Origin of the sequence: Lentimicrobium saccharophilum (assembly GCF_001192835.1) — a bacterium.
GTDB lineage: Bacteria > Bacteroidota > Bacteroidia > Bacteroidales > Lentimicrobiaceae > Lentimicrobium > Lentimicrobium saccharophilum.
Map to the genome: position 1 here is coordinate 270482 of NZ_DF968182.1, position 26019 is coordinate 296500.

At 49.0% G+C, this 26019-nt stretch carries 7 protein-coding genes; 3 read left to right on the forward strand and 4 right to left on the reverse strand.

Translation table 11 applies throughout. The annotated features are described in order from the left end of the window. Positions 1-480: 480 nt before the first annotated feature. The 3 genes from TBC1_RS01010 (at position 481) to TBC1_RS01020 (ending at position 16302) form a co-directional block, all read left to right on the forward strand. Complete coding sequence (locus TBC1_RS01010) at positions 481-13095, forward strand: choice-of-anchor L domain-containing protein (RefSeq protein ID WP_137305344.1); 12615 nt, start codon at positions 481-483, stop codon at positions 13093-13095. Between the two features lie 131 nt (positions 13096-13226). Beyond that, complete coding sequence (locus TBC1_RS01015; RefSeq protein ID WP_062037250.1) at positions 13227-14174, forward strand: PorP/SprF family type IX secretion system membrane protein; 948 nt, start codon at positions 13227-13229, stop codon at positions 14172-14174. 52 nt (positions 14175-14226) lie between these two features. Continuing rightward, positions 14227-16302, forward strand: a complete 2076-nt coding sequence (locus TBC1_RS01020; protein WP_172668791.1) for an OmpA family protein — start codon at positions 14227-14229, stop codon at positions 16300-16302. Positions 16303-16929: 627 nt separating this feature from the next. On the opposite strand, the gene TBC1_RS01025 is transcribed toward TBC1_RS01020, so the two are convergent. The 4 genes from TBC1_RS01025 to sov all read right to left on the reverse strand — a co-directional run bounded on the left by TBC1_RS01025 (position 16930) and on the right by sov (position 26002). Continuing rightward, positions 16930-17613: an energy transducer TonB gene (locus TBC1_RS01025; RefSeq protein ID WP_062037254.1), complete on the reverse strand. Its 684-nt coding sequence runs from the start codon at positions 17611-17613 to the stop codon at positions 16930-16932. A 72-nt stretch (positions 17614-17685) separates the two neighbouring features. After that, the gene (locus TBC1_RS01030; RefSeq protein WP_062037257.1) at positions 17686-18090 is read right to left on the reverse strand and encodes a VanZ family protein; all 405 of its coding nucleotides are present in this window, start codon (positions 18088-18090) and stop codon (positions 17686-17688) included. A 28-nt stretch (positions 18091-18118) separates the two neighbouring features. Beyond that, positions 18119-18499, reverse strand: a complete 381-nt coding sequence (gene gcvH / locus TBC1_RS01035; protein ID WP_062037260.1) for a glycine cleavage system protein GcvH — start codon at positions 18497-18499, stop codon at positions 18119-18121. A gap of 270 nt (positions 18500-18769) precedes the next feature. Continuing rightward, positions 18770-26002, reverse strand: a complete 7233-nt coding sequence (gene sov / locus TBC1_RS01040; protein ID WP_062037263.1) for a T9SS outer membrane translocon Sov/SprA — start codon at positions 26000-26002, stop codon at positions 18770-18772. Between the last annotated feature and the right edge of the window lie 17 nt (positions 26003-26019).

Genomic DNA, 26019 nt, shown 5'->3' on the forward strand with positions numbered 1-26019 from the left:
TAAGTGAAATTTAAAAGCTGCCCCATACGGGCAGTTTTTTTTTGAACTACACTGAATAATTAACCATTTCCGGTGATCCTTCTACCTGCAAAATCATGGATTTGGACCGGCCCGATACAGACAGCCGCTGCCAGATGTACGCATAATCCAGATAGGTGATTTCTCCATCCTACGTATAAATACCCATGCGCTGCAGGCCGCGTCAGACCTAAAAAGTAGTATTAAACCGTATTGCGCAGTCATGTTCCACGGAATAATTTTGTACCGTTAAGTTCTGTGTATCTGAATGCAAAAGTTAATTGTTTCGGAGATCAATCAAGGTGTTCTTTTAAAGCACTGATAATCAAAGGACAATCGAATGAAAAGCTGCAAGCACGCATCTGGGGGGATGGGTCGGGAGCAGAAGGATACAGGAAACATCGAACCTGCCACCCGGGCAGTATAAATGGGGAAAACAAAGAAATATCAAAATACCTAGTTATGAAAACATCTACCAACGGCCACAGGGCTGGTGTATTAATGACAGCAGCATTCGCCCTGTTTACAGTTTTATCTGTAACCGCTCAGTTTGGAACGCAGGAATCCATTGTTCCTAACCGGATTCCGCCTGCTGATATCCCGGGGATATCAGTTGACGGAGGAAATTCTTCGCAAAGGGCTCCTTCAGGCTCCATTTCAGTGGCTGAAAACGCTACCTATAATGCGATGACTCCTCAGCAGTTGGTTCAGAATGTGCTGGTGACAGGATGTTTGCAGGCTGAAAATATCAGATTTGGTTATTATAACCGCAATAATGGAAACTGGACAAATCACACCTGGAGCAGTACCCCCGGAAACCGGATGCTTGGTTATTTTGAAAGGGCTACATCCGGCTTCGCGTTGGAAGAGGGACTTGTTTTATCAACCGGGCGGATAAGTTCTGCCATGGGGCCTAACAACAATGCCGGCCGCAGCGATCAGATGGTCTCCAATGCCTCTGACCCTGACCTTGCCACCATTTCGGGCAGAACCATGTTTGATGCGGCTGTCCTTGAATTTGACTTTATTCCTGCCGGGAATACAGTGGAGTTTAAGTATGTTTTTGCTTCCGAAGAATATCTTGAGTATGTTCATACCAATTTTAACGATGCTTTCGGATTTTTCCTCAGCGGCCCCGGCATCTCCGGACCTTATTCAAATAACGCTATCAATCTTGCCACCCTTCCGAACGGAGAAGATGTAACCATTAATACCATCCACCCTGCAGGGGTAAATACCAACGGTCAGTCTTATCCTGCCCATAATACTGAATACTACATTGACAATCCTTCGGGATCCCTGACCATGCAGTTTGATGGTTATACGGTTGAGTTAACCGCAACTTATCCTGTTACCCCCTGTGCTACATACCGCATTAAAATGGCCATTGCCGATGCCTCTGACCAGCAGTGGGATGCCGCAGTATTTCTTGGCGCCAGAAGCTTCAACGCCGAAACGCTTTCATTGGCCCACTTCGGTAACGGAATTCAGGATAACAACAATGTATTTGAAGGTTGTACCAACAACAGGCTCGTTGTTACCCGTTTGACTACTGATCTGACGGAAGATTATCATGTAGATCTTATTCTTGCCGGCTCTGCCATTAATGGTACCGATATCCTTACTTCCGACGGCCAGCCTTTCCCGACACAAATTGTAATTCCTGCCGGACAGGCTTCCTATGAAATTCCTTATTATGCTGTGAATGATGGTACGGGTGATAATGCAGAAACCTTTATTGTCAGGGTCAGAAATTCCTGCCCCTGTGATGAAAATATCTCTTATGTTGAAGAAATCATCAATATTTACGAACAGGTAACCATCGCTTCTGTTTCTGCTACCAATGCACAGTGTGCCGGCCAGAGCAACGGTGTAATTACTGTCAATGCTACCGGAGGTTCCGGAAATTATCAGTATTCCATTAATAACGGTACAACCTGGCAGGCATCAAATACTTTCACCGGATTGTCAGCAGGTTCTTATACGGTTCTTGTAAGAGATCCGGGAAGCTGTTACGAACCGGTTTCAGCTGCCGCCACCATTGGAGAGCCTCAGCCGATAGTTGCCAATGCCGGAAGTGACGTTTCCATCTGTTCTGGCACCAGCACCCAGCTGAACGGAACAGGCGGCGTTTTATACTCATGGAGTCCAGCCACCGGACTGAGCAATCCTTCTATTGCAAATCCTGTTGCATCTCCGGCTGCCACCACCACCTACACCCTGACCGTTACCAATGCATCCGGACAGTGTGCATCTACTGATCAGGTAATAGTAACAGTTAATCCTTCACCGGTTGTAACAGTTAATCCAGCAGAAATCGAAGTTTGCCGCGGAACTGAAGTGACCATTACAGCTTCGGGAGCAGCCTCTTATGTTTGGAATCCGGGTGGCGCAACCAGCGCATCCATTACAGTGAATCCGGTTTCGAATACTTCTTATACAGTTACAGGTACTGCAGCCAATGGTTGTACAGGAACTGCTTCTTCATTGGTGATTGTAAAGGCTACGCCCGGCAACGTCAATGCTGGAGCCGATGCAAGCATAGGCCTTTGCGAAACACATCAGCTGCAGGGTTCCGCAACCGGATCAGGGACACTGCTCTACACATGGACTCCCTCAACAGGACTGAGCAATGCTAGTATTGCCAATCCCGTTTTCACTCCTCCGACATCCGGAACCTATACATTTACACTTACAGTTACCAATCAGGCAAGCGGTTGTTCAGTATCGGATGAAATGAGCATTGAAGTTGCCGAGCCCCTGGCTGTAACTTCTGTTGTGAATAACAACTCATGCACTACCGTTGCAGACGGGTCCATCGATATTACCGTTACCGGGGGATCAGCTCCTTATGCTTACGGCTGGACCGGTCCCAATGGTTATACTGCCGGAACCGAAGATCTGTCAAATATTGTTGCCGGAACCTATACAGTTGTGGTTACAGATTCGGATGGATGTACATTCACCGGCAACTATACCGTAGGAACCGTTCCCGATACCACTCCGCCAACGGCAAGTAACCCTGCCGATATCGTCCTTTCCGGATGTAATGGCACATTCCCCGATCCTGACATTCTGGTTGTTACCGATGAAAATGACAATTGTGAAACTCCGGTTGTGTCTTGGGTAAGCGATGGCTCACCTGTACTTGACGGATGTACCGAAACAATTGTAAGAACATACAGTGTTACCGATGGTTCCGGTAATTCGATCAACGTATACCAGAACCTGATCAGAACCATTGACACCGACGCTCCGGTAATTTCAACCGTAGCCGAAAGCGCTGACCTGGGTTGCAACCCGACCGTTGTAGCTCCTGTTTTCACCGGACTTGACAACTGCGCAGGTGAATTTACGCCTGAAGTAACCACCACCGGCGTGATCAGCGAAGGATGTGCCTACAGCCAGACCTGGACCGCCAACTATACCGATGCTTGTGGCAATGTAGCCGAAGCAATCAGCATTACCTACACCTGGACCGTTGACACTGAAGCTCCGTTAATTTCGACCGTTGCTGAAAGCGGAGACCTTGGCTTTAATCCGACTATTACAGCTCCTGAGTTTACAGGACTTGACAATTGTACCGGAATTTTTGCTCCTGTGGTAAGCACTGATGGTCCGGTTGCTGATGGTTGTGATTACAGCCAGACATGGACCGCCAATTATACCGACGCCTGTGGCAATGCAGCAGCACCTGTAAGCATTACTTACACCTGGACAGTTGATGATGAACTACCGGTAATCACTACTGTTGCTCAGAGTGGTGAACTTGGATGTAACCCGGTTGTAACTGCTCCTGTATTTACAGGACAGGATGGATGTTCAGGTACTTTCGAACCGAATGTATCAACAGAAGGCCCCTTAGCCACTGGCTGCAGCTATACTCAGACCTGGACTGCCACTTATACGGATGCAGCCGGAAATGTAGCTGAACCTGTAAGCATTATTTATACCTGGACCGTTGACACCGAAGCACCGGTGATCTCAACCGTAGCCGAAAGCGCAGACCTGGGTTGCAACCCGACCGTTGTAGCTCCTGTTTTCACAGGTCTTGACAACTGTGCAGGTGAGTTTACTCCTGAAGTATCTACTGAAGGTACCTCAAACACTGGCTGCGCTTACAGCCAGAACTGGACCGCCAACTATACCGACGCCTGTGGCAATGTAGCCGAAGCAATCAGCATTACCTACACCTGGACCGTTGACACCGAAGCTCCGGTAATTTCTACCATAGCTGTAAGCGGAGACCTTGGTTTTAATCCGACTATTACAGCTCCTGAGTTTACAGGACTTGACAATTGTGCCGGGGTTTTTGCTCCTGTTGTAAGCACTGATGGTCCGGTTGCTGATGGTTGTGACTACACCCAGACCTGGACTGCCAATTACACGGATGCCTGTGGCAATGCAGCAGCACCTGTAAGCATTACTTACACATGGACAGTTGACTCCGAAGCTCCGGTAATCAGCACTGTTGCCCAGAGTGGCGAACTTGGATGTAACCCGGTTGTAACTGCTCCTGTATTTACAGGACTGGATGGATGTTCAGGTACTTTCGAACCGAATGTATCAACAGAAGGCCCCTTAGCCACTGGCTGCAGCTATACTCAGACCTGGACTGCCACTTATACGGATGCAGCCGGAAATGTAGCTGCTCCTGTAAGCATTACCTATACCTGGACTGTTGACACCGAAGCACCGGTAATTTCGACCGTAGCCGAAAGCGCTGACCTGGGTTGCAACCCTGAAGTTGTAGCTCCTGTTTTCACCGGTCTTGATAACTGCGCAGGTGAGTTTACTCCTGAAGTATCTACTGAAGGTGCCTCAAACACTGGCTGCGCTTACACCCAGACCTGGACCTCTAACTATACCGACGCCTGTGGCAATATTGCCGAAGAGGTCAGCATTACCTACACCTGGACCGTTGACACCGAAGCTCCGGTAATTTCGACCGTAGCCGAAAGCGCTGACCTTGGTTGCAACCCTGAAGTTGTAGCTCCTGTTTTCACAGGTATTGACAACTGCGCAGGTGAATTTACGCCTGAAGTAACCACCACCGGCGTGATCAGCGAAGGATGTGCCTACAGCCAGACCTGGACCGCCAATTATACCGACGCCTGTGGCAATGTAGCCGAAGAGGTCAGCATTACTTACAACTGGACCGTTGACACCGAAGTACCGGTGATTTCAACCGTAGCCGAAAGCGCTGACCTGGGTTGTAACCCGACCGTTGTAGCTCCTGTTTTCACCGGTCTTGACAACTGCGCAGGTGAGTTTACTCCTGAAGTATCTACTGAAGGTGCCTCAAACACTGGCTGCGCTTACATCCAGACCTGGACCGCCAACTATACCGACACTTGTGGCAATGTAGCCGAAGAGGTAAGCATTACCTACACCTGGACCGTTGACACCGAAGCACCGGTGATCTCTACCTTAGCTGTAAGCGGAGACCTTGGCTTTAATCCGACTATTACAGCTCCTGAGTTTACAGGACTTGACAATTGTGCCGGGGTTTTTGCTCCTGTTGTAAGCACTGATGGTCCGGTTGCTGATGGTTGTGACTACAACCAGACCTGGACTGCCAATTACACGGATGCCTGTGGCAATGCAGCAGCACCTGTAAGCATTACTTACACATGGACAGTTGACTCCGAAGCTCCGGTAATCAGCACTGTTGCCCAGAGTGGCGAACTTGGATGTAACCCGGTTGTAACTGCTCCTGTATTTACAGGACTGGATGGATGTTCAGGTACTTTCGAACCGAATGTATCAACAGAAGGCCCCTTAGCCACTGGCTGCAGCTATACTCAGACCTGGACTGCCACTTATACGGATGCAGCCGGGAATGTTGCTGAGCCTGTCAGCATTACCTACACCTGGACTGTTGACACCGAAGCTCCGGTGATCTCAACCTTAGCCGAAAGCGCAGACCTGGGTTGCAACCCGACCGTTGTAGCTCCTGTTTTCACCGGTCTTGACAACTGCGCAGGTGAGTTTACTCCTGAAGTATCTACTGAAGGTGCCTCAAACACTGGCTGCGCTTACAGCCAGACCTGGACCGCCAACTATACCGACGCCTGTGGCAATGTAGCCGAAGAGGTCAGCATTACTTATACCTGGACCGTTGACACCGAAGCACCGGTGATCTCTACCTTAGCTGTAAGCGGAGACCTTGGCTTTAATCCGACTATTACAGCTCCTGAGTTTACAGGACTTGACAATTGTGCCGGGGTTTTTGCTCCTGTTGTAAGCACTGATGGTCCGGTTGCTGATGGTTGTGACTACAACCAGACCTGGACTGCCAATTACACGGATGCCTGTGGCAATGCAGCAGCACCTGTAAGCATTACTTACACATGGACAGTTGACTCCGAAGCTCCGGTAATCAGCACTGTTGCCCAGAGTGGCGAACTTGGATGTAACCCGGTTGTAACTGCTCCTGTATTTACAGGACTGGATGGATGTTCAGGTACTTTCGAACCGAATGTATCAACAGAAGGCCCCTTAGCCACTGGCTGCAGCTATACTCAGACCTGGACTGCCACTTATACGGATGCAGCCGGGAATGTTGCTGAGCCTGTCAGCATTACCTACACCTGGACTGTTGACACCGAAGCTCCGGTGATCTCAACCTTAGCCGAAAGCGCTGACCTGGGTTGCAACCCTGAAGTTGTAGCTCCTGTTTTCACCGGCCTTGACAACTGTGCAGGTGAGTTTAATCCTGAAGTATCTACTGAAGGTGCCTCAAACACTGGCTGCGCTTACAGCCAGACCTGGACCGCCAACTATACCGACGCCTGTGGCAATGTAGCCGAAGAGGTAAGCATTACCTACACCTGGACTGTTGATACCGAAGCTCCGGTGATCTCAACCGTAGCCGAAAGCGCTGACCTTGGTTGCAACCCGACCGTTGTAGCTCCTGTTTTCACCGGCCTTGACAACTGCGCCGGAGAATTTACGCCTGAAGTTACCACCACCGGCGTGGTCAGCGAAGGATGTGCCTACACCCAGACCTGGACCGCCAACTATACCGACGCCTGTGGCAATGTAGCCGAAGCAATCAGCATTACCTACACCTGGACCGTTGACACCGAAGCACCGGTAATTTCTACCTTAGCCGAAAGCGGTGACCTCGGTTGCAACCCGACCGTTGTAGCTCCTGTTTTCACCGGCTTTGACAACTGTGCAGGTGAGTTTACTCCTGAAGTATCTACTGAAGGTGCCTCAAACACTGGCTGCGCTTACAGCCAGACCTGGACCGCCAACTATACCGACGCCTGTGGCAATGTAGCCGAAGAGGTAAGCATTACCTACACCTGGACCGTTGACACCGAAGCACCGGTAATTTCTACCTTAGCCGAAAGCGGTGACCTCGGTTGCAACCCGACCGTTGTAGCTCCTGTTTTCACCGGTCTTGACAACTGTGCAGGTGAGTTTACTCCTGAAGTATCTACTGAAGGTGCCTCAAACACTGGCTGCGCTTACAGCCAGACCTGGACCGCCAATTATACCGACGCCTGTGGCAATGTAGCCGAAGAGGTCAGCATTACTTACACCTGGACTGTTGACACTGAAGCTCCGGTAATTTCTACCATAGCTGTAAGCGGAGACCTTGGTTTTAATCCGACTATTACAGCTCCTGAGTTTACAGGACTTGACAATTGTGCCGGGGTTTTTGCTCCTGTTGTAAGCACTGATGGTCCGGTTGCTGATGGTTGTGACTACACCCAGACCTGGACTGCCAATTACACGGATGCCTGTGGCAATGTAGCAGCACCTGTAAGCATTACTTACACATGGACAGTTGACTCCGAAGCTCCGGTAATCAGCACTGTTGCCCAGAGTGGCGAACTTGGATGTAACCCGGATGTAACTGCTCCTGTATTTACAGGACTGGATGGATGTTCAGGTACTTTCGAACCAAATGTATCATCAGCAGGCCCTGTTGCCAATGGTTGCAGCTATGCTCAGACCTGGATTGCCACCTATACGGATGCAGCCGGAAATGTAGCTGCTCCTGTAAGCATTACTTATAGCTGGACAGTTGACACCGAAGCTCCGGTAATCAGCACCACTGCATCAAACGGTGACCTCGGTTGCAACCCGACCGTAGTTGCTCCCGTCTTCACCGGTCTTGACAACTGCGCCGGCGAATTTGCTCCCGAAGTATCCACCGAAGGTCCGTCAAACGAAGGCTGCGCTTACACCCAGACCTGGACCGCCAACTATACCGACGCCTGCAATAATGCAGCCACCCCGGTAAGCATTACCTATACCTGGACTGTTGACACCGAAGCTCCGGTAATCTCTACCGTAGCAGCAAGCGGTGACCTTGGCTGCAACCCGACCGTAGTAGCTCCCGTCTTCACCGGCCTTGACAACTGTGCTGGTGAGTTTACTCCTGAAGTATCTACCGAAGGTCCGTCAAACGAAGGCTGTACTTACACCCAGACCTGGACTGCCAACTATACCGACGCCTGTGGCAATGTTGCTGAAGAAGCAAGCATTACCTACACCTGGACCGTTGACACCGAAGCTCCGGTAATCTCTACCGTAGCAGTAAGCGGTGACCTTGGCTGCAACCCGACTGTAGAAGCTCCTGTCTTCACTGGTCTTGACAACTGTGCTGGTGAGTTTACTCCTGAAGTATCTACCGAAGGTCCGTCAAACGAAGGCTGCGCTTATACCCAGACCTGGACTGCCAACTATACCGACGCCTGTGGCAATGTTGCTGAAGAAGTAAGCATTACCTATACATGGACCGTTGACATCGAAGTTCCGGTAATCTCTACCGTTGCAGTAAGCGGTGACCTTGGCTGCAACCCGACTGTAGAAGCTCCTGTCTTCACCGGTCTTGACAACTGCGCCGGCGAATTTGCTCCCGAAGTATCCACCGAAGGTCCGTCAAACGAAGGTTGTGCTTATACCCAGACCTGGACCGCCAACTATACCGACGCTTGTGGCAATGTTGCTGAAGAAGTAAGCATTACCTATACCTGGACCGTTGACACCGAAGCTCCGGTAATCTCAACCGTAGCAACAAGCGGTGACCTTGGCTGCAACCCGACTGTAGAAGCTCCTGTCTTCACCGGTCTTGACAACTGCGCCGGCGAATTTGCTCCCGAAGTATCCACTGAAGGTCCGTCAAACGAAGGCTGCGCTTACACCCAGACCTGGACTGCCAACTATACCGACGCCTGTGGCAATGTAGCCGAAGAGTTAAGCATTACCTATACCTGGACCGTTGACACCGAAGCTCCGGTGATCTCAACCGTAGCTGTAAGCGGTGACCTTGGCTGCAATCCTGAGGTTGTTGCTCCTGTCTTCACTGGTCTTGACAACTGCGCCGGCGAGTTTACTCCCGAAGTATCCACCGAAGGTCCGTCAAACGAAGGCTGTGCTTACACCCAGACCTGGACTGCCAACTATACCGACGCCTGTGGCAATGTTGCTGAAGAAGCAAGCATTACCTACACCTGGACCGTTGACACCGAAGCTCCGGTAATCTCTACCGTAGCAGTAAGCGGTGACCTTGGCTGCAACCCTGAAGTAGTTGCTCCTGCCTTCACCGGTCTTGACAACTGCGCCGGCGAGTTTACTCCTGAAGTATCCACTGAAGGTCCGTCAAACGAAGGCTGCGCCTATACCCAGACCTGGACTGCTAACTATACCGACGCCTGTGGCAATGTTGCTGCTCCTGTCAGCATTACCTATACCTGGACTGTTGACACCGAAGCTCCGGTTATCTCAACCCTGGCAATCAGCGGTGACCTTGGCTGCAACCCTGAAGTAGTTGCTCCTGCCTTTACCGGTCTTGACAACTGCGCTGGCGAGTTTATTCCCGAAGTATCTACCGAAGGTCCGTCAAACGAAGGCTGCGCTTACACCCAGACCTGGACTGCCAACTATACCGATGCCTGCAATAATGCAGCCACTCCGGTAAGCATTACCTACACCTGGACCGTTGACACCGAAGCTCCGGTAATCTCTACCCTGGCAGTAAGCGGTGACCTTGGCTGCAACCCTGAAGTAGTTGCTCCTGCCTTCACCGGTCTTGACAACTGCGCCGGCGAGTTTACTCCTGAAGTATCCACTGAAGGTCCGTCAAACGAAGGCTGCGCCTATACCCAGACCTGGACTGCTAACTATACCGACGCCTGTGGCAATGTTGCTGCTCCTGTCAGCATTACCTATACCTGGACTGTTGACACCGAAGCTCCGGTTATCTCAACCCTGGCAATCAGCGGTGACCTTGGCTGCAACCCTGAAGTAGTTGCTCCTGCCTTTACCGGTCTTGACAACTGCGCTGGCGAGTTTATTCCCGAAGTATCTACCGAAGGTCCGTCAAACGAAGGCTGCGCTTACACCCAGACCTGGACTGCCAACTATACCGATGCCTGCAATAATGCAGCCACTCCGGTAAGCATTACCTACACCTGGACCGTTGACACCGAAGCTCCGGTGTTTACTAACGCTCCGGTTGATTTAACGGTAAACTGCAATGGTTCCGGAAATACCGGGGATCTCAACAACTGGCTGAACAGCGCAGTTGCTGAGGATATTTGCGGTGAGGTTACCATTACCAATGATTTTGAAGGGCTTAGTGATCTTTGCGGTGCTACCGGATCTGCAACTGTTACATGGACTGCTACAGACAACTGCGGAAACGCTGCAACTACCACTGCAACCTTTACCATAGCTGATACCCAGGCTCCTGAAATAACCTGTCCTCAGAATATTGTAGCTGAAACAGAACCTGGAATGTGCGGTGCATGGATTGAAGTACCTGTTCCTGCAGCAATCGATGCTTGCGGAGAAGTTACCCTGGTGAATAATATTACCGGAACCAACAATGCAACCGGTTCTTATCCTTTAGGTGTAACTACCATTATCTGGACAGCTACCGACGAATGCGGCAACGTTTCAACCTGCAGCATGACCATCACCATCAATGATAATGAGGATCCTCATATTATTTGTCCTCAACATATTACGGTTAATAACGATCCCGGCGTATGTGAGGCATTTGTAAATGTTCCCCAGCCTCTCGTAAGCGACAATTGTGAAATCCGTACCCTTGTTAATACCTACACCCAGACAGATGATGCCTCCGCAGTTTATCCTGTAGGTACAACAGTAGTCTGGTGGACTGTCGTGGATATGTCAGGAAATTCAAGCACATGCTTTATGAATGTTACAGTAGTTGATGCGGAAGCGCCGGTTATTGTATGTCCTGAGGATATTGCCGTAAGCACTGATCCCGGAGTTTGTGAAGCTTATGTTACTGTGCCTCTGCCTGAAGTTTCCGATAACTGTGGCGTTGATAACGTTATTAACAGCTTCAACGGCACCAATGATGCCAGTGGTATCTATCCGGTTGGAAGTACCACCATCATCTGGACTGTTACCGATGTACATGGTCACATTGCTGAATGCTCCATGACGGTTACAGTATCCGATAATGAGCTTCCTGTTATTGAGTGTCCTGAAGATATCGCTGTTAACACTGATCCTGGTGTTTGTGAAGCATACGTTACCGTACCTCAGCCGGTTGTATCCGATAACTGCGGAATTGAATCTGTTGTAAACTCATACAATGGCACCGGTGATGCAAGTGGCATCTATCCGACGGGCACAACAACCATCAACTGGACAGTTGTTGATATCCATGGTAACCAGTCTGAATGTGTTATGACTGTCACCGTTACTGACAATGAACTTCCGGTAATTGTATGCCCCGAAGATATCTCTGTAAATACGGATCCTGGCGTTTGCGAAGCCGATATAACCGTTCCACAGCCTGTTGTATCAGATAACTGCGGAATTGAATTTGTGGTGAACAGCTTCAACGGGACAGATAATGCAAGCGGAGTTTATCCGACAGGTACAACCACCGTTGTATGGACAGTTACTGATATTCACGGATTGACTTCAACCTGTGAAATGATTGTGACTGTTTCTGACAATGAGCTGCCGGTGATCGAATGTCCTGAAGACATCACTGTTGTTGCAGGAGCCGGATGCACTGCACTTGTTGAAATTCCTGAGCCTGTTGTTTCTGACAACTGTGGAATAGAGAGTGTGGTAAGCAGCACAGGCACTGCCGGCAGTATTGAACTGCCTGCAGGTATCCATGAGATTTCCTGGACTGCCACCGATATTCATGGAAATCAGGCAAGCTGCAGCATGCTGGTAACAGTAATAGCCGGACCAATCGCCAATGATGACAATGATGTTACGGAAATGAATATTCCGGTATCGGTACCTGTTCTTGAGAACGATACAGATTGCGATAACAACATCGATCCTTCAACAGTAACCGTGATTACCAATCCTGCAAACGGATTCACCATGGTTGACCCGCAAAACGGAAACATTCTTTATACTCCGAATACCGGCTTCCACGGAACCGATACCTTTATCTACCGGGTATGCGACCTGAGCGGTCTCTGCGATGATGCCACTGTAACCATCGTGATAGAAGGAGAAGACCCCCCTGCACCCATTTATCTTATTGCGGTTGCTGACCTGGACACTACCCTGGTAAATACGCCGAGACTGATAACCAACATGTTCAATGATATAGTCCCTGAAGGCATTACTGCAGGCATTGAAATCCTGACCCAGCCTTCAAACGGATCTCTTGAACTCCATAGCGATATGACGGTGACTTACACTCCGGCTCCTGATTTCACCGGGATGGATGAGTTTACCTACATTCTCTATGATATCAATGGAGTTGCCATCTCCGACACCGCAGTTTCCGTTATTGTAGTGGTACCGGATCCGGGTCGTGCCGAGGTCATCATCTACAATGGAATAACACCGAACGGTGACGGCCGCAATGACAAATGGATCATAGACGGAATAGAAGAGTATGGTGACAATGAAGTCCTTCTTTTCAACCGCTGGAGCGACCAGGTTCGGTATTTCGAGAATTACAACAATACCTCGGTAGTATGGGACGGAACCAATAAGAATGGCAAAATGTTGCCTGATGGTACCTACTATTATATCGTCAAACTGAGGTCGGTAAATGAAATCTATACAGGCTGGGTGATTATTCACGGCAGCAATTGATATACCGGAAGAGCGCCGGCCGTCAGCAGGAGGGTTTAAGGGGTTTGAATCCGATGCCGGCCGGTAGCTACCGGTAAAATAAAGGAAAACAAAAAAAGGAAACAAGGAACAATTTTATAACAGCCAATACAATGAAAAAGTCAATACTCATCATCGGACTGTTTCTGGTAACAGTAAGTGCCATGTCGCAGAGAGATGCACTTTACAGCCAGTTTATGTTTAACCGGTTGGTTATCAACCCGGGTTACACAGGAAGCCGTGACATGCTTACCATGACGCTGCTGAACCGTTACCAGTGGGTGGGGTTTGGCGATGGCGCACCCAGAACGCTCACTTTCAGCGCACATTCACCCCTGCGTAATGAAAATGTTGCGCTTGGTATGTATGTATATGCCGACCAGACCGGCCCTTTTACCGATGTCGGATTTATGGGCAATTATGCCTATCGTGTTCGTCTGTTCAAAGGAATTCTTTCATTGGGCCTTCAGGCAGGTTTCAACCAGGTGAATGTTGACTGGGATGCCCTGGAGATGCGCGACGGCGACGATGAAGTGATCCTTAACAGGCCAAAGAACAAGCTACAGCCTGATGCGAATTTCGGGATCTACTATTATACCCGTTCATATTACCTGGGCGTATCATCCAAGCAGTTATTTGAAAGTCAGTATGGTAAAGTTGAATTCGAAAACGGACTCACATCCTATGCCACCCTGGCCAGGCATTTTTATGGTATTGCCGGTTTGGCGCTGCCGCTCTCTGATAACGTTGTTTTCCGGCCTGGCATGATGTTTAAGTACACCGCCAATGCCCCGCTCAATATGGACCTGAATGCCAGCTTTCTCTTCAATGATGTGTTATGGGTCGGCGCATCCTACAGAACCAATAAGAATGCCATAACCAGCAAGAATGCCATCGTGTTTATGGTGGAACTAAACCTGACAGACAACTGGAGACTCGGTTATTCATACGATGCTTATCTTACGGAGATGAAAACCCATACCCAGGGATCGCACGAGGTGATGATTTCTTATGACATGAACCTGTTTAAGCCCAGATTATTGACTCCGAGGTATTTCTGAGGAGGCGGATGAAGTGGACAGGAATGCTAAAATGGAATTAAAGAATAAAATTATGAAAACTAAATATCTGGTCCTGCTGATTTCGGTTGCTGTTTTGATCAACCCTCAGCTTTTTGCTCAAAAGTCGAAGGCCGACAGGCTTTTCAACCGCTTTGAATATGCGAAGGCGATCCCTTATTATGAGAGACTGGCACAAAAGCAGAACAAGCATGAAGTCTATGCCCTCACAAGGTTGGGCGATTGTCACCGGTTGATCAGCAATTTTGAAGCTGCAGCCTCTTATTATGAAAAACTTGCTGTTGCAGGAGTAAACGATGCCAGCGTTTATTTTAATTACGGACAGGTATTACGCAGCATGGGTAAGTATGATGAAGCGGCAACGCAGTTTCAGCGCTATGCGGTAATGAATCCGGAAGATCAGAGAGGTGCGCTTTTTGCAAGGTATAGCACTGAAGTCAAAACCTGGGCTGAACCTGAATACTTATATGAATTGTTCAATGCCGGTACAATAAATTCCGAATATGCTGATTTCTCGCCGGTCTATATGAATGACGGAATGGTTTTCACTACCGACCGTATGGCTCAGTCGGGCGAGAAACGCTATGGCTGGACCATGGCTTATTATCTTGACCTGTTTTTTGCCCAGCTGAAAGCGGATGAGCAGTCAGGAATTATGGTTCCGGGAAGCCCGTCGGTTTATTCCAGCCGGATTAATCAGGCATACCATGATGGACCGGCCACTTTTTCAAGCGACTTTAACACCTTGTATTTTACAAGGGTGAGTCGCAAAGCCGGTGAACTGGATTCTACAAGATATTATACCAACCGCCTGAAACTTTTTTCAAGCAATGCTGAAGATGGAAAGTGGAGTGATCCTGTTCCATTCTATCTTAACAGCGATGCCTATTCTGTAGGACATCCTGCCTTATCGGCCGACGGGCAAACCCTTTATTTTGCTTCCGACATGCCGGGCGGATTCGGAGGCACTGACCTTTACCGCGTGAGACGTCAGGGTGATGGCTGGGGCCCGGCAGAAAATCTCGGGGCAACCATCAATTCTTTTGGAAATGAAATGTTTCCTTATGTTTATAAGGATAGTGTCTTATATTTCTCTTCAGACGGACATGCCGGGCTTGGCAGTCTTGATATCTTCAGGTCGGAAACAGATGGCGAAAGCTGGGGAAAACCTGAGAATATGAAAGCTCCGGTAAACTCACCCGCCGATGATTTCGGGATCGTTTTCCACAGCAATGGGACCGAGGGCATGCTCAGCTCAAACAGGCCCGGCGGTAAGGGACAGGATGACATATATTTGTTTAAGGTCAGCGAAAGGATTCCCGATTCCGTACTGATCGCCGGATTGGTCAGGGACAAGGAAACAATGGAAGTGCTGCGGAACGCAACCGTTTTTATGCTGAACACAATGAATAATGAGGTCCTTGTATTGAAAACGGATGAAAACGGAAAATACACTGTTAAAATTAAAAGAGGCGCTTCATTGCTGTTTAAAGGGATTAAGGGCGGCTACTATCCCGATTGCATTAACCTGGAGCTCGGAGCGGAATCTAAAGAAGCTGAAATTGAAAACAGGGACCTGCTCCTTGCAAAGTATAAGGTTGATCAGATTTTTGTCCTTGAAAACATTTATTACGATTTTGACAAGTGGAACATCAGACCTGATGCCGCCGTTGAACTTAACAAAGTTGTTACTTTCCTTACCGAGAATCCTGATATTCTGGTTGAACTGGGTTCGCACACCGATGCCAGGGGAAGCTTCAAATACAATGAACGGCTTTCCGACCGCAGGGCTGAATCTGCGGTGGAATACATTATTTCCCGTGGAATTGCCAAAGGGCGTATTACAGCCAATGGTTACGGAGAATACAAACTGGTAAACAAATGTGCCGACGGCATAAACTGCAGCGAAGAAGAACATCAGCAAAACAGACGCACTGAGATTAAGATTTCAGGTGACGCTGCTACCGATGACGCCGGATCACAGGAACCACTGAATAAGTATCAGGCCGGACAACTTCTGCAGCTGAAAGATTTTGATGAGAACTTCTTTAAAAACTGCGGAGGTACAGGTACTGGGAATGAACTACCTATTTACACCCCAAAGGAATAAGCTTTTACCTGATTCGCGCCGGATTTCCGGCTGAATCAGCTTACATCGCCCCCTAAGTTTCCTTTATATTTGTTTTCCCGCAGAAGGGCCTGTTTCCGGGCCCTTCTGCATTTCAGGATATTTGGCCACATGACCGGATAATCGTGGGATCCAAGTATTTTTTCTGATGTGTGGCTGATCCTCCGCTTTACACCCGGTCTGTATCCGGAAATGCCACGGAAGGATAAACCGGCCGGTTACTGATTTATGAAGCTCAGGCTAAGCTTAAAAACCGTTTATCATGGCCGGACTAGCTTGAGAAGCGGAGATTATTAGTTTGCTTCAGGATATAAAAGCAGTTGTCAGCATTATTTTTCACCCGGAGATAAACAAGGGATTACGCCCCTGAGCGACATACGAAGTTAACCGGAAATCTGACCAGCCAATAATTCCAGGATCATGGATTGATTTAAGATGGTTTGTATCTATAGCCACGGAAGTTTCACAAGCCACTGATATACAGGCTTTGCGCACGGTACAGCATGAGCGCTGGATTTCCGATGTGTCAGGTTTAGAAGATGCGTTAATGCCGAACAATAAAAAAGCCTGCAACCGGAGTTACAGGCTTTAACACTTCTTTGAAATATTTTATCCGGCAAGCGTGAACTTGATGGGCATATTAAACTGCACACGAACAGGTTTTCCGCGCTGTTTACCGGGGTTCCATTTGGGCATGGCCTTGATCACGCGGATGGCTTCTTCGTCGCAACCACCGCCGATACCGCGGAGTACCCTGACATCGGTCACCGAACCGTCACGCTCAACAACAAAGGTAACATAAACAGTTCCCTGAATGCTGCTTTCACGCGCCATCTGAGGGTACTTGATATTCTGCTGCAGGAAACGGATCCTCGCTTCATCACCACCCGGGAAACTCGGGGCATCTTCCACAACCATGAAGATCTCAGCCTCGGCAACCTCTTCTTCTTCGGTCACTGCAGGAGGAACATAAGCAGGGATTTCTGTCAGCTGTGAAGCTTCTGCGTCTATGGAAATGTCATCTTCCACCTCAACGTCATCCTGTACAATATTGATCAGGGTGGTTGTTGGAGGCGGTGCAGGGGGTGGGGGAGGTTTGTTCTGCTGAGTGATCTCGATCATCTCATCCTCAATATTTTCGACCTGACGTGCACCAAGATCAAGCTGTTGCTTGTCGTAGGTTTTCCATTCGAAAGCTACGAGAACTGCTGCAAGCGCGACAATCAGTCCGATCTGGACAAAGAACGTGCGTTTACGTTCCAGGTCAGCTTTCGGGGTCTTTTTTGCTTCCATATATTTAACTGATAAGTAGTTACACTTAACCTTACTGCCTTTAAACAGCAGTGTGCTAAATTAGTTATTTTTTCAGTCGGCCGGTAATTTTTTTTGCTTTTTCTTGCGGTATTGAAAAAAAATCAGCCAACCCATTGAGATGCCGGCGAAATCAGCAATGGTGTCGTACACATTTCCGCTTCTGCCCAAAGGTAACATTGCCTGAAGCAATTCGGTTAATACTGCCAGTAAAATGCTGAATGCAAGCACCATTCCTGTAATATAACGTTGGTTCCGGCCCGGATATTGTTTGAAGAATCCGCTGAATAGCAGCAAAGCAAGTACAGAAAACAGAAAGATATGTATCAGTTTGTCCGGCGAAAACAGATTCCAGAAACTGCCAACCCTGGGGATATAATTACCCGGTAACAGGGTCAGCACTAAAATAACAGCCGTCCATATTATGGACGGCAGGAAATTTCTGGCTTTCGCAGGCATACCCGGAGAGCGGACGGGCGATTTGGAATCAGGCACCGATCAGGTCGCCGTAAGCAGCTGCATCGAGCAGTCCGTCAGCTTCCGACGGATTGGTCATTTTAAGTCTGATGATCCAGCCTTCCCCGTAAGGATCCTTATTGATCAGCTCGGGTGCGCTGTTTAATGCATCGTTGAATTCAAGGATTTCTCCCGAAACAGGAAGGAACAAATCACTGACAGTCTTCACTGCTTCAATGGTACCAAAGGTTTCGTGCTGGTCAAGCGTTTCCCCTACAGTCTCAACTTCGACGAAAACAATATCCCCGAGTTCACCCTGGGCATATTCAGTTACCCCGACAAGCGCAGTATCGCCTTCAATTTTAATCCATTCGTGATCCTTTGTGTACTTCAGATTGCTTGGAATGTTCATGATCTTTATGTTTTTTAATGTATGCCGTATCGGGGTCAAAATTACTAAAACACTTTTGAATTCAAATTAAAATCGGGATTATTATCTTTCACTCAGGGTTTATTCCGGAAATTGGGGAAAAAACCTGGATATCAGCAGTATAAACAGGTGATTCTACCCTCTTCAATGCCGGTATTCCGGATGCAGTCCCCATGAACACCTTTGAAATGGCCGCTCCATAAATGCTTAAAGGCTGCAACAAGGCAGCCTTTAAGCATAAAGAGTTATCACTTATTGCGCAAGGGTGAATCTCAGGCTCACACCGGCATTGGTCGTTGAATTGGGAAACTGTGAGGAAACAAACGGGTTGGTAATCGTTTTATCAAAGAACAGGCGCACATTAAACCGCTGGTTGATCACATAATCGGCTGAGGAGTTGATGGAGACCATTCTGTTTCCGGTTGAAATCTGATTGATCTCTTCATCGAGCCGGCGCAATACCGTTTTGTTGTCCCTTACCGAAAGGTCAAGTTTGACATTCAGGTCGCTCTTCAATTGCTGCCTTCTGCCTCCGCTCGAGAGGTTCAGTTTAACATCCTTGAAGCGGTATCCCACCCCGATGATCAGTTCATTGCTCCTGACTTCGGTAACCTGGTTGTTGACAAAGCTTAACTGCAGTGAACGGGCTTTCTTGATTTCAAACCTTGAAAGCAAACTATTATTCCAGGTCATGTCGAAATTGATCAGCGGGCTGAACTGTTCGGTAATGGCAATGGCATCAATCTGGTTTTTTGGTATGAAATTCTGATTGAAGTCCAGCGCGGACTGGAAGCCAAGATTTTCAAGATAATCCACATTCGATACGTAGTTGCCTATGGAGTAAGTGGACAGATAGGCATGTGAGATTGTCAGATTCTTCAGGTATTGCTTGAAATAGGGTATTTTGCTCAGTCCCGTGTATGAAAATCTCCAGTTGGGGATGGGAATTTTCGGGAAGGGCGAGAGTGAAACTTTCATCGGGTCGCGACCGGTATAGGCAGCTATAAATGCTGGTATGATGACATCCTGTGATCCGCTGCCGTAGCCGGAGGGGAAAGTGTCGGTGAGCATGGAATTCGGGTTCAGTTCACTCAGCCTTTTCGCGATGATGATGCGATAGTCCTTGAAATTCTCGAAGACTTCATTGATGTTTTCTTCCCCGTCCTTTTTGAAGGCGGTTTTAAGGGTATAGAATGAAATGCTGAATGAGCCCCTGTCCTGCGGGGAGGTTGAAGTGAATTCCCCGTTTGCGTTGGCCTTGAAATATTCCTGGTAAGCAAATGATTCCTTCTTTTCAGCGGTAAATTCCACCCTGAATTCAGGGAATGGTTCATAGGTAATCCTGGCATTCAGATTCTTCGTAGCCCGGGTGATGTAAGCGCTGTTAAGCAGGGTGTCCGTTGTCAGCCACTGATTACGCACAGCCCTTGACCGGATGTCTTCCTGGCTTCCGAAGGCGAAGCCGAAGCCCGGTGCCATATCGGAAAGTCTGCTCCCAAGGATGTCGGGCTGTGGCATAAATCCTGGCAACAGCGTCCCCTGGGATTCGGAGTAGGTAAACTGAACATCTTTAATTCCGATAATCAGTTTTACAATGCCGATACCCAGCGCTTTGGCGATCTGGGGAGATTTTTTTGCCGTGGTGTCTGCCTGGGCCGCGGTCTGCTGTGGGTCGGGTTCTTTCGGGGCCTGACGTGCAGCCTGCCCGGGCCTTTGCGGAGACTGACTCCTCCCTTGTTGCCCGATCTTCCGCAGGAATGACCATTTGTTATAAAGATTGGTCATGCGCGCACTACCATTGATGTTGATGGTATTTGAATTTTCAATGGTATTTCCCATTATCGACTGTATGGACCTTGGCGATGCTTCCCAGCGGAAAGTGCTGGCATACCTGGCATTCAGCGAAATCCAGTTCAGTAAGGGAATCTTGTTGATGGGCACGATGTAATTCAGGTTCATGTTCTGCGTGAAGCGGTTCATGCTTCCGAAGTTCATGATTTCGTCCCAGATTGAATCCCGCTTGGCCTGCCAGTCATCCGCGGTCCGGTTGATCTGTCCGGGAGGCTCACTGATGTAAGCGTTGGCATTGGCCTGATACTCCAGTTTCAGTGATTGCGCCAGGTCGAACTTCAGGTCATACAACCTGTTCCAGTCCCACGATTTGGTATACGTAGGCTCAAGTATGATCAATGCATCACTCTTGTTCCGCAGCAGCCGTTCATTGTATTGCCTGTTCATATCCGTCCTGAATCCGAACATCTTGGGCATATAGAAGAAGTTGAAATCCTTGATGATCGCCAGTGACTTGCTCTGCAGGAATTTGACATTCTGGAATGGCTTAACCGGTTTGGGATTATACAGGAAGTTATAGCCTATCCCGCCCCTGAACTGCTTGCGGCTGTCGTATTCAATATCTATGTTTCTGTGGAATATTTCAGAGTAAGCGTAAGTAAAGTCAAAATTTTCAATGTCGTAAATGCGCGTTTTGCCCTGGGCGCCAACTTTCTCCTTGCGCATATTCACAAAGTTGATGTTGGTTCTCCGGGTAATGTCCTGCACCTTGTTTCTTACCGAATCCCTTTCATTCCTTTCAAGGTCGTTCATCACCTCGCTCATCAGGATATCGGGGTCCAGCGGATCGTATTTCGGGGTCATGCGCATTTCGGAATAGTCGATGTGCATCGGGATTTTGATACCGGCTTTTTCCGGAAAGAACTTGCCCAACTGAATGTTGGTGGCCACATCAACCTGCCCGACAGCTTCCTGCTGCCTTTCATTAACTTTTTTCTCAATGCTTCCGAAACCGGCGGTGGAGTAGCTTCCCGAAAGCACGACGTTGCCAAGGTCGGCCAGATTGGCGGCGATCCTGGCCGTGGCGGCAAATCCGCTTTTCTCATCAAAATCGGTAAGCCGCAGCTCATTCACCCATACCTCCACGCATTTGGATTCCCCGTCATCATTGTCGGTTATAAACTGCTTCTTCGGATTTCTGACGCCGATCATAAACGCTTTTACATCGCTCATGCTGGGCATACCCACCACGGTAATCCGGTTTTCTCCGTCGTAAACTTCGTAGGGGGTCATTACCGTGACCATCGATCCGGGGCGGCCCATGGCATCATTGCGCTGTTGCTTGGCTTTCACCAGTTTGTCCAGTTCTATATCCAGCCGGTTGGCATCGGGCCAGATGAGGCCGGGATTGGCGGCAGTGGTGTACCAAGGGGTCATCTCCACGGGAACTTCATACTCATAGTAGTTTTCTGTGAAGTCGGAACCCATCCTGATAAAGACCGTTACATCCCCTTTTGCCAGTTCCTGGTTTTCGATGGCTTTCTCGGCATGAATGTACATCTTGAGTTTTTTGTACTGCCGGAAGTCAAAGTCGGTGGTTTTATAAGTTCCTCTGGCATCGCCGTCGAGCAGGTTACAAACCTTCAATACCATGGCCTGCTCGTTCAGGCGCTGATAGTTGGTGGTTCCAACATTGATCTCGCGCTCAATGTCAGGCGGCAGCACATAGGGAATGGGAGAACGGCTGCCATTCTCTTCGATACTGACGGTGGAAATATCGAAGGAGGTTTCGCTCTGGTTGGGATTGGGGATATATTCTCCCGGAGCCAGCAGGTTGCTGTAATATTTTCTCCACTCGCCCCGCACCAGTTCAAGGGTGGCAAACCTGAGGACAACCGGCTGGTCAAAATTCCGGAGGAACATACGCATAAAACGGATGCTTTTGAAGTCCTGGATATTTCCGACAACCTCGTCGGGACTCTGAACAGGAACTTTAAACTGGTACCATTTTACATTGCCGCGTTTGCCGTTTTCAAGGGGGATGTCTCCGGCATTGAAAATATCGGTAATGTAGTTTTCCCCGATATTCATGCGGTCGGGGGTCAGCCTGATTTTGTACTGGAAGTAACGTTCCTGCTCGTTCAGGGTATTGTCGCGGTTGATATCTTCCACATTGGGCAGGGTGGTGGCCTGCGTCTGAAACTGTTCGTTCGATTGTTCGGTGGCCGGGGAGTTGCCTTCAACGCCGTTATACATTTTGTAACGTTCGATCACGCTGCTGTACTTCGGATCGTTATCATAATCCGCCCCCCTGAAGAAGTGATAATTATCTCCCGAAGGGTCTTCAAAGGCCTGTTGGTAGGCTGCTGAAGATGTCCCGTACTGGTTGGCGATCACCTGAAGATAATCCTCATCAAAGAAGCTGCGCTCATCGGCATCCGGCAATCCATCATAGCCGACATCCTGGAAAGGCCTTGCCGCGATGTCGTTGTCGAAGGCATTTACCAGTGCCTGCAGGGTAGGTACGCGTCCCCAGATGGTGGTATCCACATTCTTAACTTCAGCGGAAACCGGAAGTCCGTTCTCATAGCTCTTTCTTCCATCACGCAGAATATCTTCGGAAATGTCTCCCAGGTTAAAATAGAGATCTCCGCCACTGTGCAGGGTGTCCTCGGAGAAAGGATCCATCAGCCAGAATTCGATATACTCAACGTTGGCGGCTTCGAAGTCGGTGGATTCGATTTTGCGCATAATCCCGCCCCAGCGTGTTCTGGGGAAGAGCAATGACCCGTCCTCGGCAAGCCCTCGTGATAAGCTTCCGGGCAATACATCATAATTATATGGTCCGCGCTCTTCAGGGAAGAAGGCAAGATTTAGCACGGGCAGGTTCATGGGCTGACCGTTGGGGGGATCGGCATTGGGGAATACCTCGCTTTCGCGGACCAGCCTTACGGAGTTGCGCGATAATTCATCTTTAGATACATTCTTTGGCCTGAGGTTGCTGTTGCGGTCGTAGAATAAAGGATCAATGGTGTACCAGGCCAGTTTGGCGCGGTTGAAACCATAGGCAAGTCCCGTGCCCTGGGCGGCTTCGGGGAACATATCGCGGCTGGTCTGCCCCTGAGGCGTGCTGGCCAGAAACCATGTACCTACGTTTTTAAGGTCAATGGTTGATTTGGCACCCTCAAAATCATCGATGTACGAGGTTCCGGTTTTTCCAACGGCGCGGGAATGCCCCGGGATAAAGTGGGCAAATTCACCGTTAAACTGAATCCTTGAGATGGTTTTGGTACTGTAGAATGGCAGCTTGTCGATCAGTTTGGTGAGGGCCATCGACTCGGTCTGGTAATTGAAATCAAGCCCCCACATGGTATTGGAAATCGGTTCCTGGCCGAAGTTTGTTTTCTGGGTCAGCGGGCGTTCATGGAGGTTCAGCAGGGTTGCCCCGATGATGAAATCGTTGTTTACCTTGTAGTCAACATGCATACCCATCATGGTCTGGGTTTGCAGGTTAAAGGTGGCATTGTTTTCAAGCGAAATACTTACCGGGGTTCCTGAATTGAGGATCCCTTCGTTGATGATTTTCACGCGTCCCAGCGTATAATCCACGGTATAGTCAACATTCTCGGTAAGCGGTATGCCCCCTGCGGTCACGCGCACGGAGCCCTGAGGTACATTCAGTGCATTGAGCGAAATCTCAGACCCCGAGGACGATTTATACTGCCCCTCAAGAATATACCTGTTTTTATCCGGATATTGCTGCGCCCCGCTTTTGGTAAGGGTGTAAAGCGAGTCGTAGCAGTATTTATCGGCAAGCTGCTGATTGTCGAGCTTTTTCCTGAGGTAACTGCCGAATGGCTCCCTTACGGTGAAAAAGACCCTACCGTTTGAAGCCTGAATGGTTCCGCCCTGTCGCGCGGCATTGTCGATAAAGTCGAAAATTCCGTCATGCGGCGGGTTTTGCTGAGGATCAAGATTGTCGAAATTAAACAACCTGAGCAGCGGAATCCCCTTTACCCCTTCAGGCCCATCGGTAAAATAACCGGTAGGCACGGTGTTCTCATTGCCCGAATAGAGGATATTCAGGATAAAATCTTCGCGGTTAAGCTGGAATGCCCCGATGTTGTATACGTTCTTCATCATCAGGTTCCACATGGGAATTTTGGTGTTGAGGGCGGTACTTTTGAGCAGCTTTACCATCAGGGTTCTGGGAGAGGAAATTCCCTGGTCAGAAAACTCGCCAACCTGGAATATACTGTCCTGGCCAATTACGGTATATTGATAAGCTACTGCAAGGACCTGGTCAGGATTGAGGGTACTGTTGAGTGAGATGAATCCCAGTTTTGAGTTGAAAGTATATTCACTCGGGTTGAGTTTACGTGCGTTTTCAACTTTCTCGAAATCCTGTCCTGAGACATAACCGAATGGTGATCCGGTGAGGTATTGTGTCACCCTGTTGATGTCGCGGATATTGGTGGTGTCGAAGCGGCTGAGCAGGTCGTTCGATTTATTGTCAGGGTATGAAGCGCCGGGGCGTGGGGCAATGCTTTGGTTATAAGGGACCTTTTCCCCGAGGTCCATAAGAGCAACGAGGTTACGGTTGTCGGTAACCGCAGGACCGATGTTGGTTATCCAGACTTCAATCTTGGTAATGTTGATGTTGGAATTGACAATGGGCAGTTTGCTCAGGGCGTTGTCATAATTGTCGACGAAGTACTGGGCGAGGAAGAAGTGTTTGTTTTCTTCATAGTCGAGGGCCCGTACGCTGAACTTACTGGTCTGTGCGCCCCCCTGCACGGTGATGGTCGAGGTTTCGCTTTTCTGCTGCGAGAAGACGCCCGTAACCGTGGCGCGGCCGAACTGCATCTGGGTTTTCAGCCCGAAAAGGCTCTGGCTTCCGGTGATCAGGGTGCTGTTGAGCGGGAAGGTAACATCCCCCGCTTCAATCAGTTTGATAATTTCGTCTTCCTTGCCTTCGTATTTGAGTTTCAGTTTGTTTTCAAAGTCGAAGGTGGCTTCCGTATTGTAATTGGTATTAAATTCAATTTTATCGCCGATCTTGGCCATTACGCTCATCTGAATACGCTGCTGAAAATCGAAGTTGGTGGTGCGGCGCTGGCGGATGTCGAGCGCGGGGTCGTCGCGGCGGTTGGAGAGGATGCCAAAGGTAACTTCGGCGCTTCCCTGCGGACGGATGTCAATGGTGTTACCTCCGAAAATCCTGTCGAACACCTGGCCGCCAATGTGTATCTGGGGAATAATCCCTGTGCGTGACACACCCCCGGATGAAACAGCTTTTTCGCGCCAGTAGCTTTGGAGAGAGCGGTCAAGGTCCAGTTCCTTAAATTCATCAAAGGTGAGCGTGGTTGGCGAAGAAAGCGGCACCGCCCCTGCTTTCCGGACAATGCTGTAAGTGTTGGTGGCCGGGTCGTAAATAATTTCTTCCGTGAAGTTGGAAGTATTGCCGAGGAAGAGCTTATTCTTATCAGAAGGTTCAGGTAAGGATCCGGGTTCCGTGCCCGGGAGAGGATAGGGCAGGGTTCCGCCGGGTTTAGTGGTATCGGGCGGGGATGCAGGTAGTGTTTCCGGCCCGGTTATTCCTGAAAGATCATAGGGAACCGGTATTCCCCAGGCAATGGAAACAACAAAAAAAAGTGCAAAAAGTCGGATAAAGTATTTTATTGTGCGCTCCAAGTAATTCAGTGTTTTGT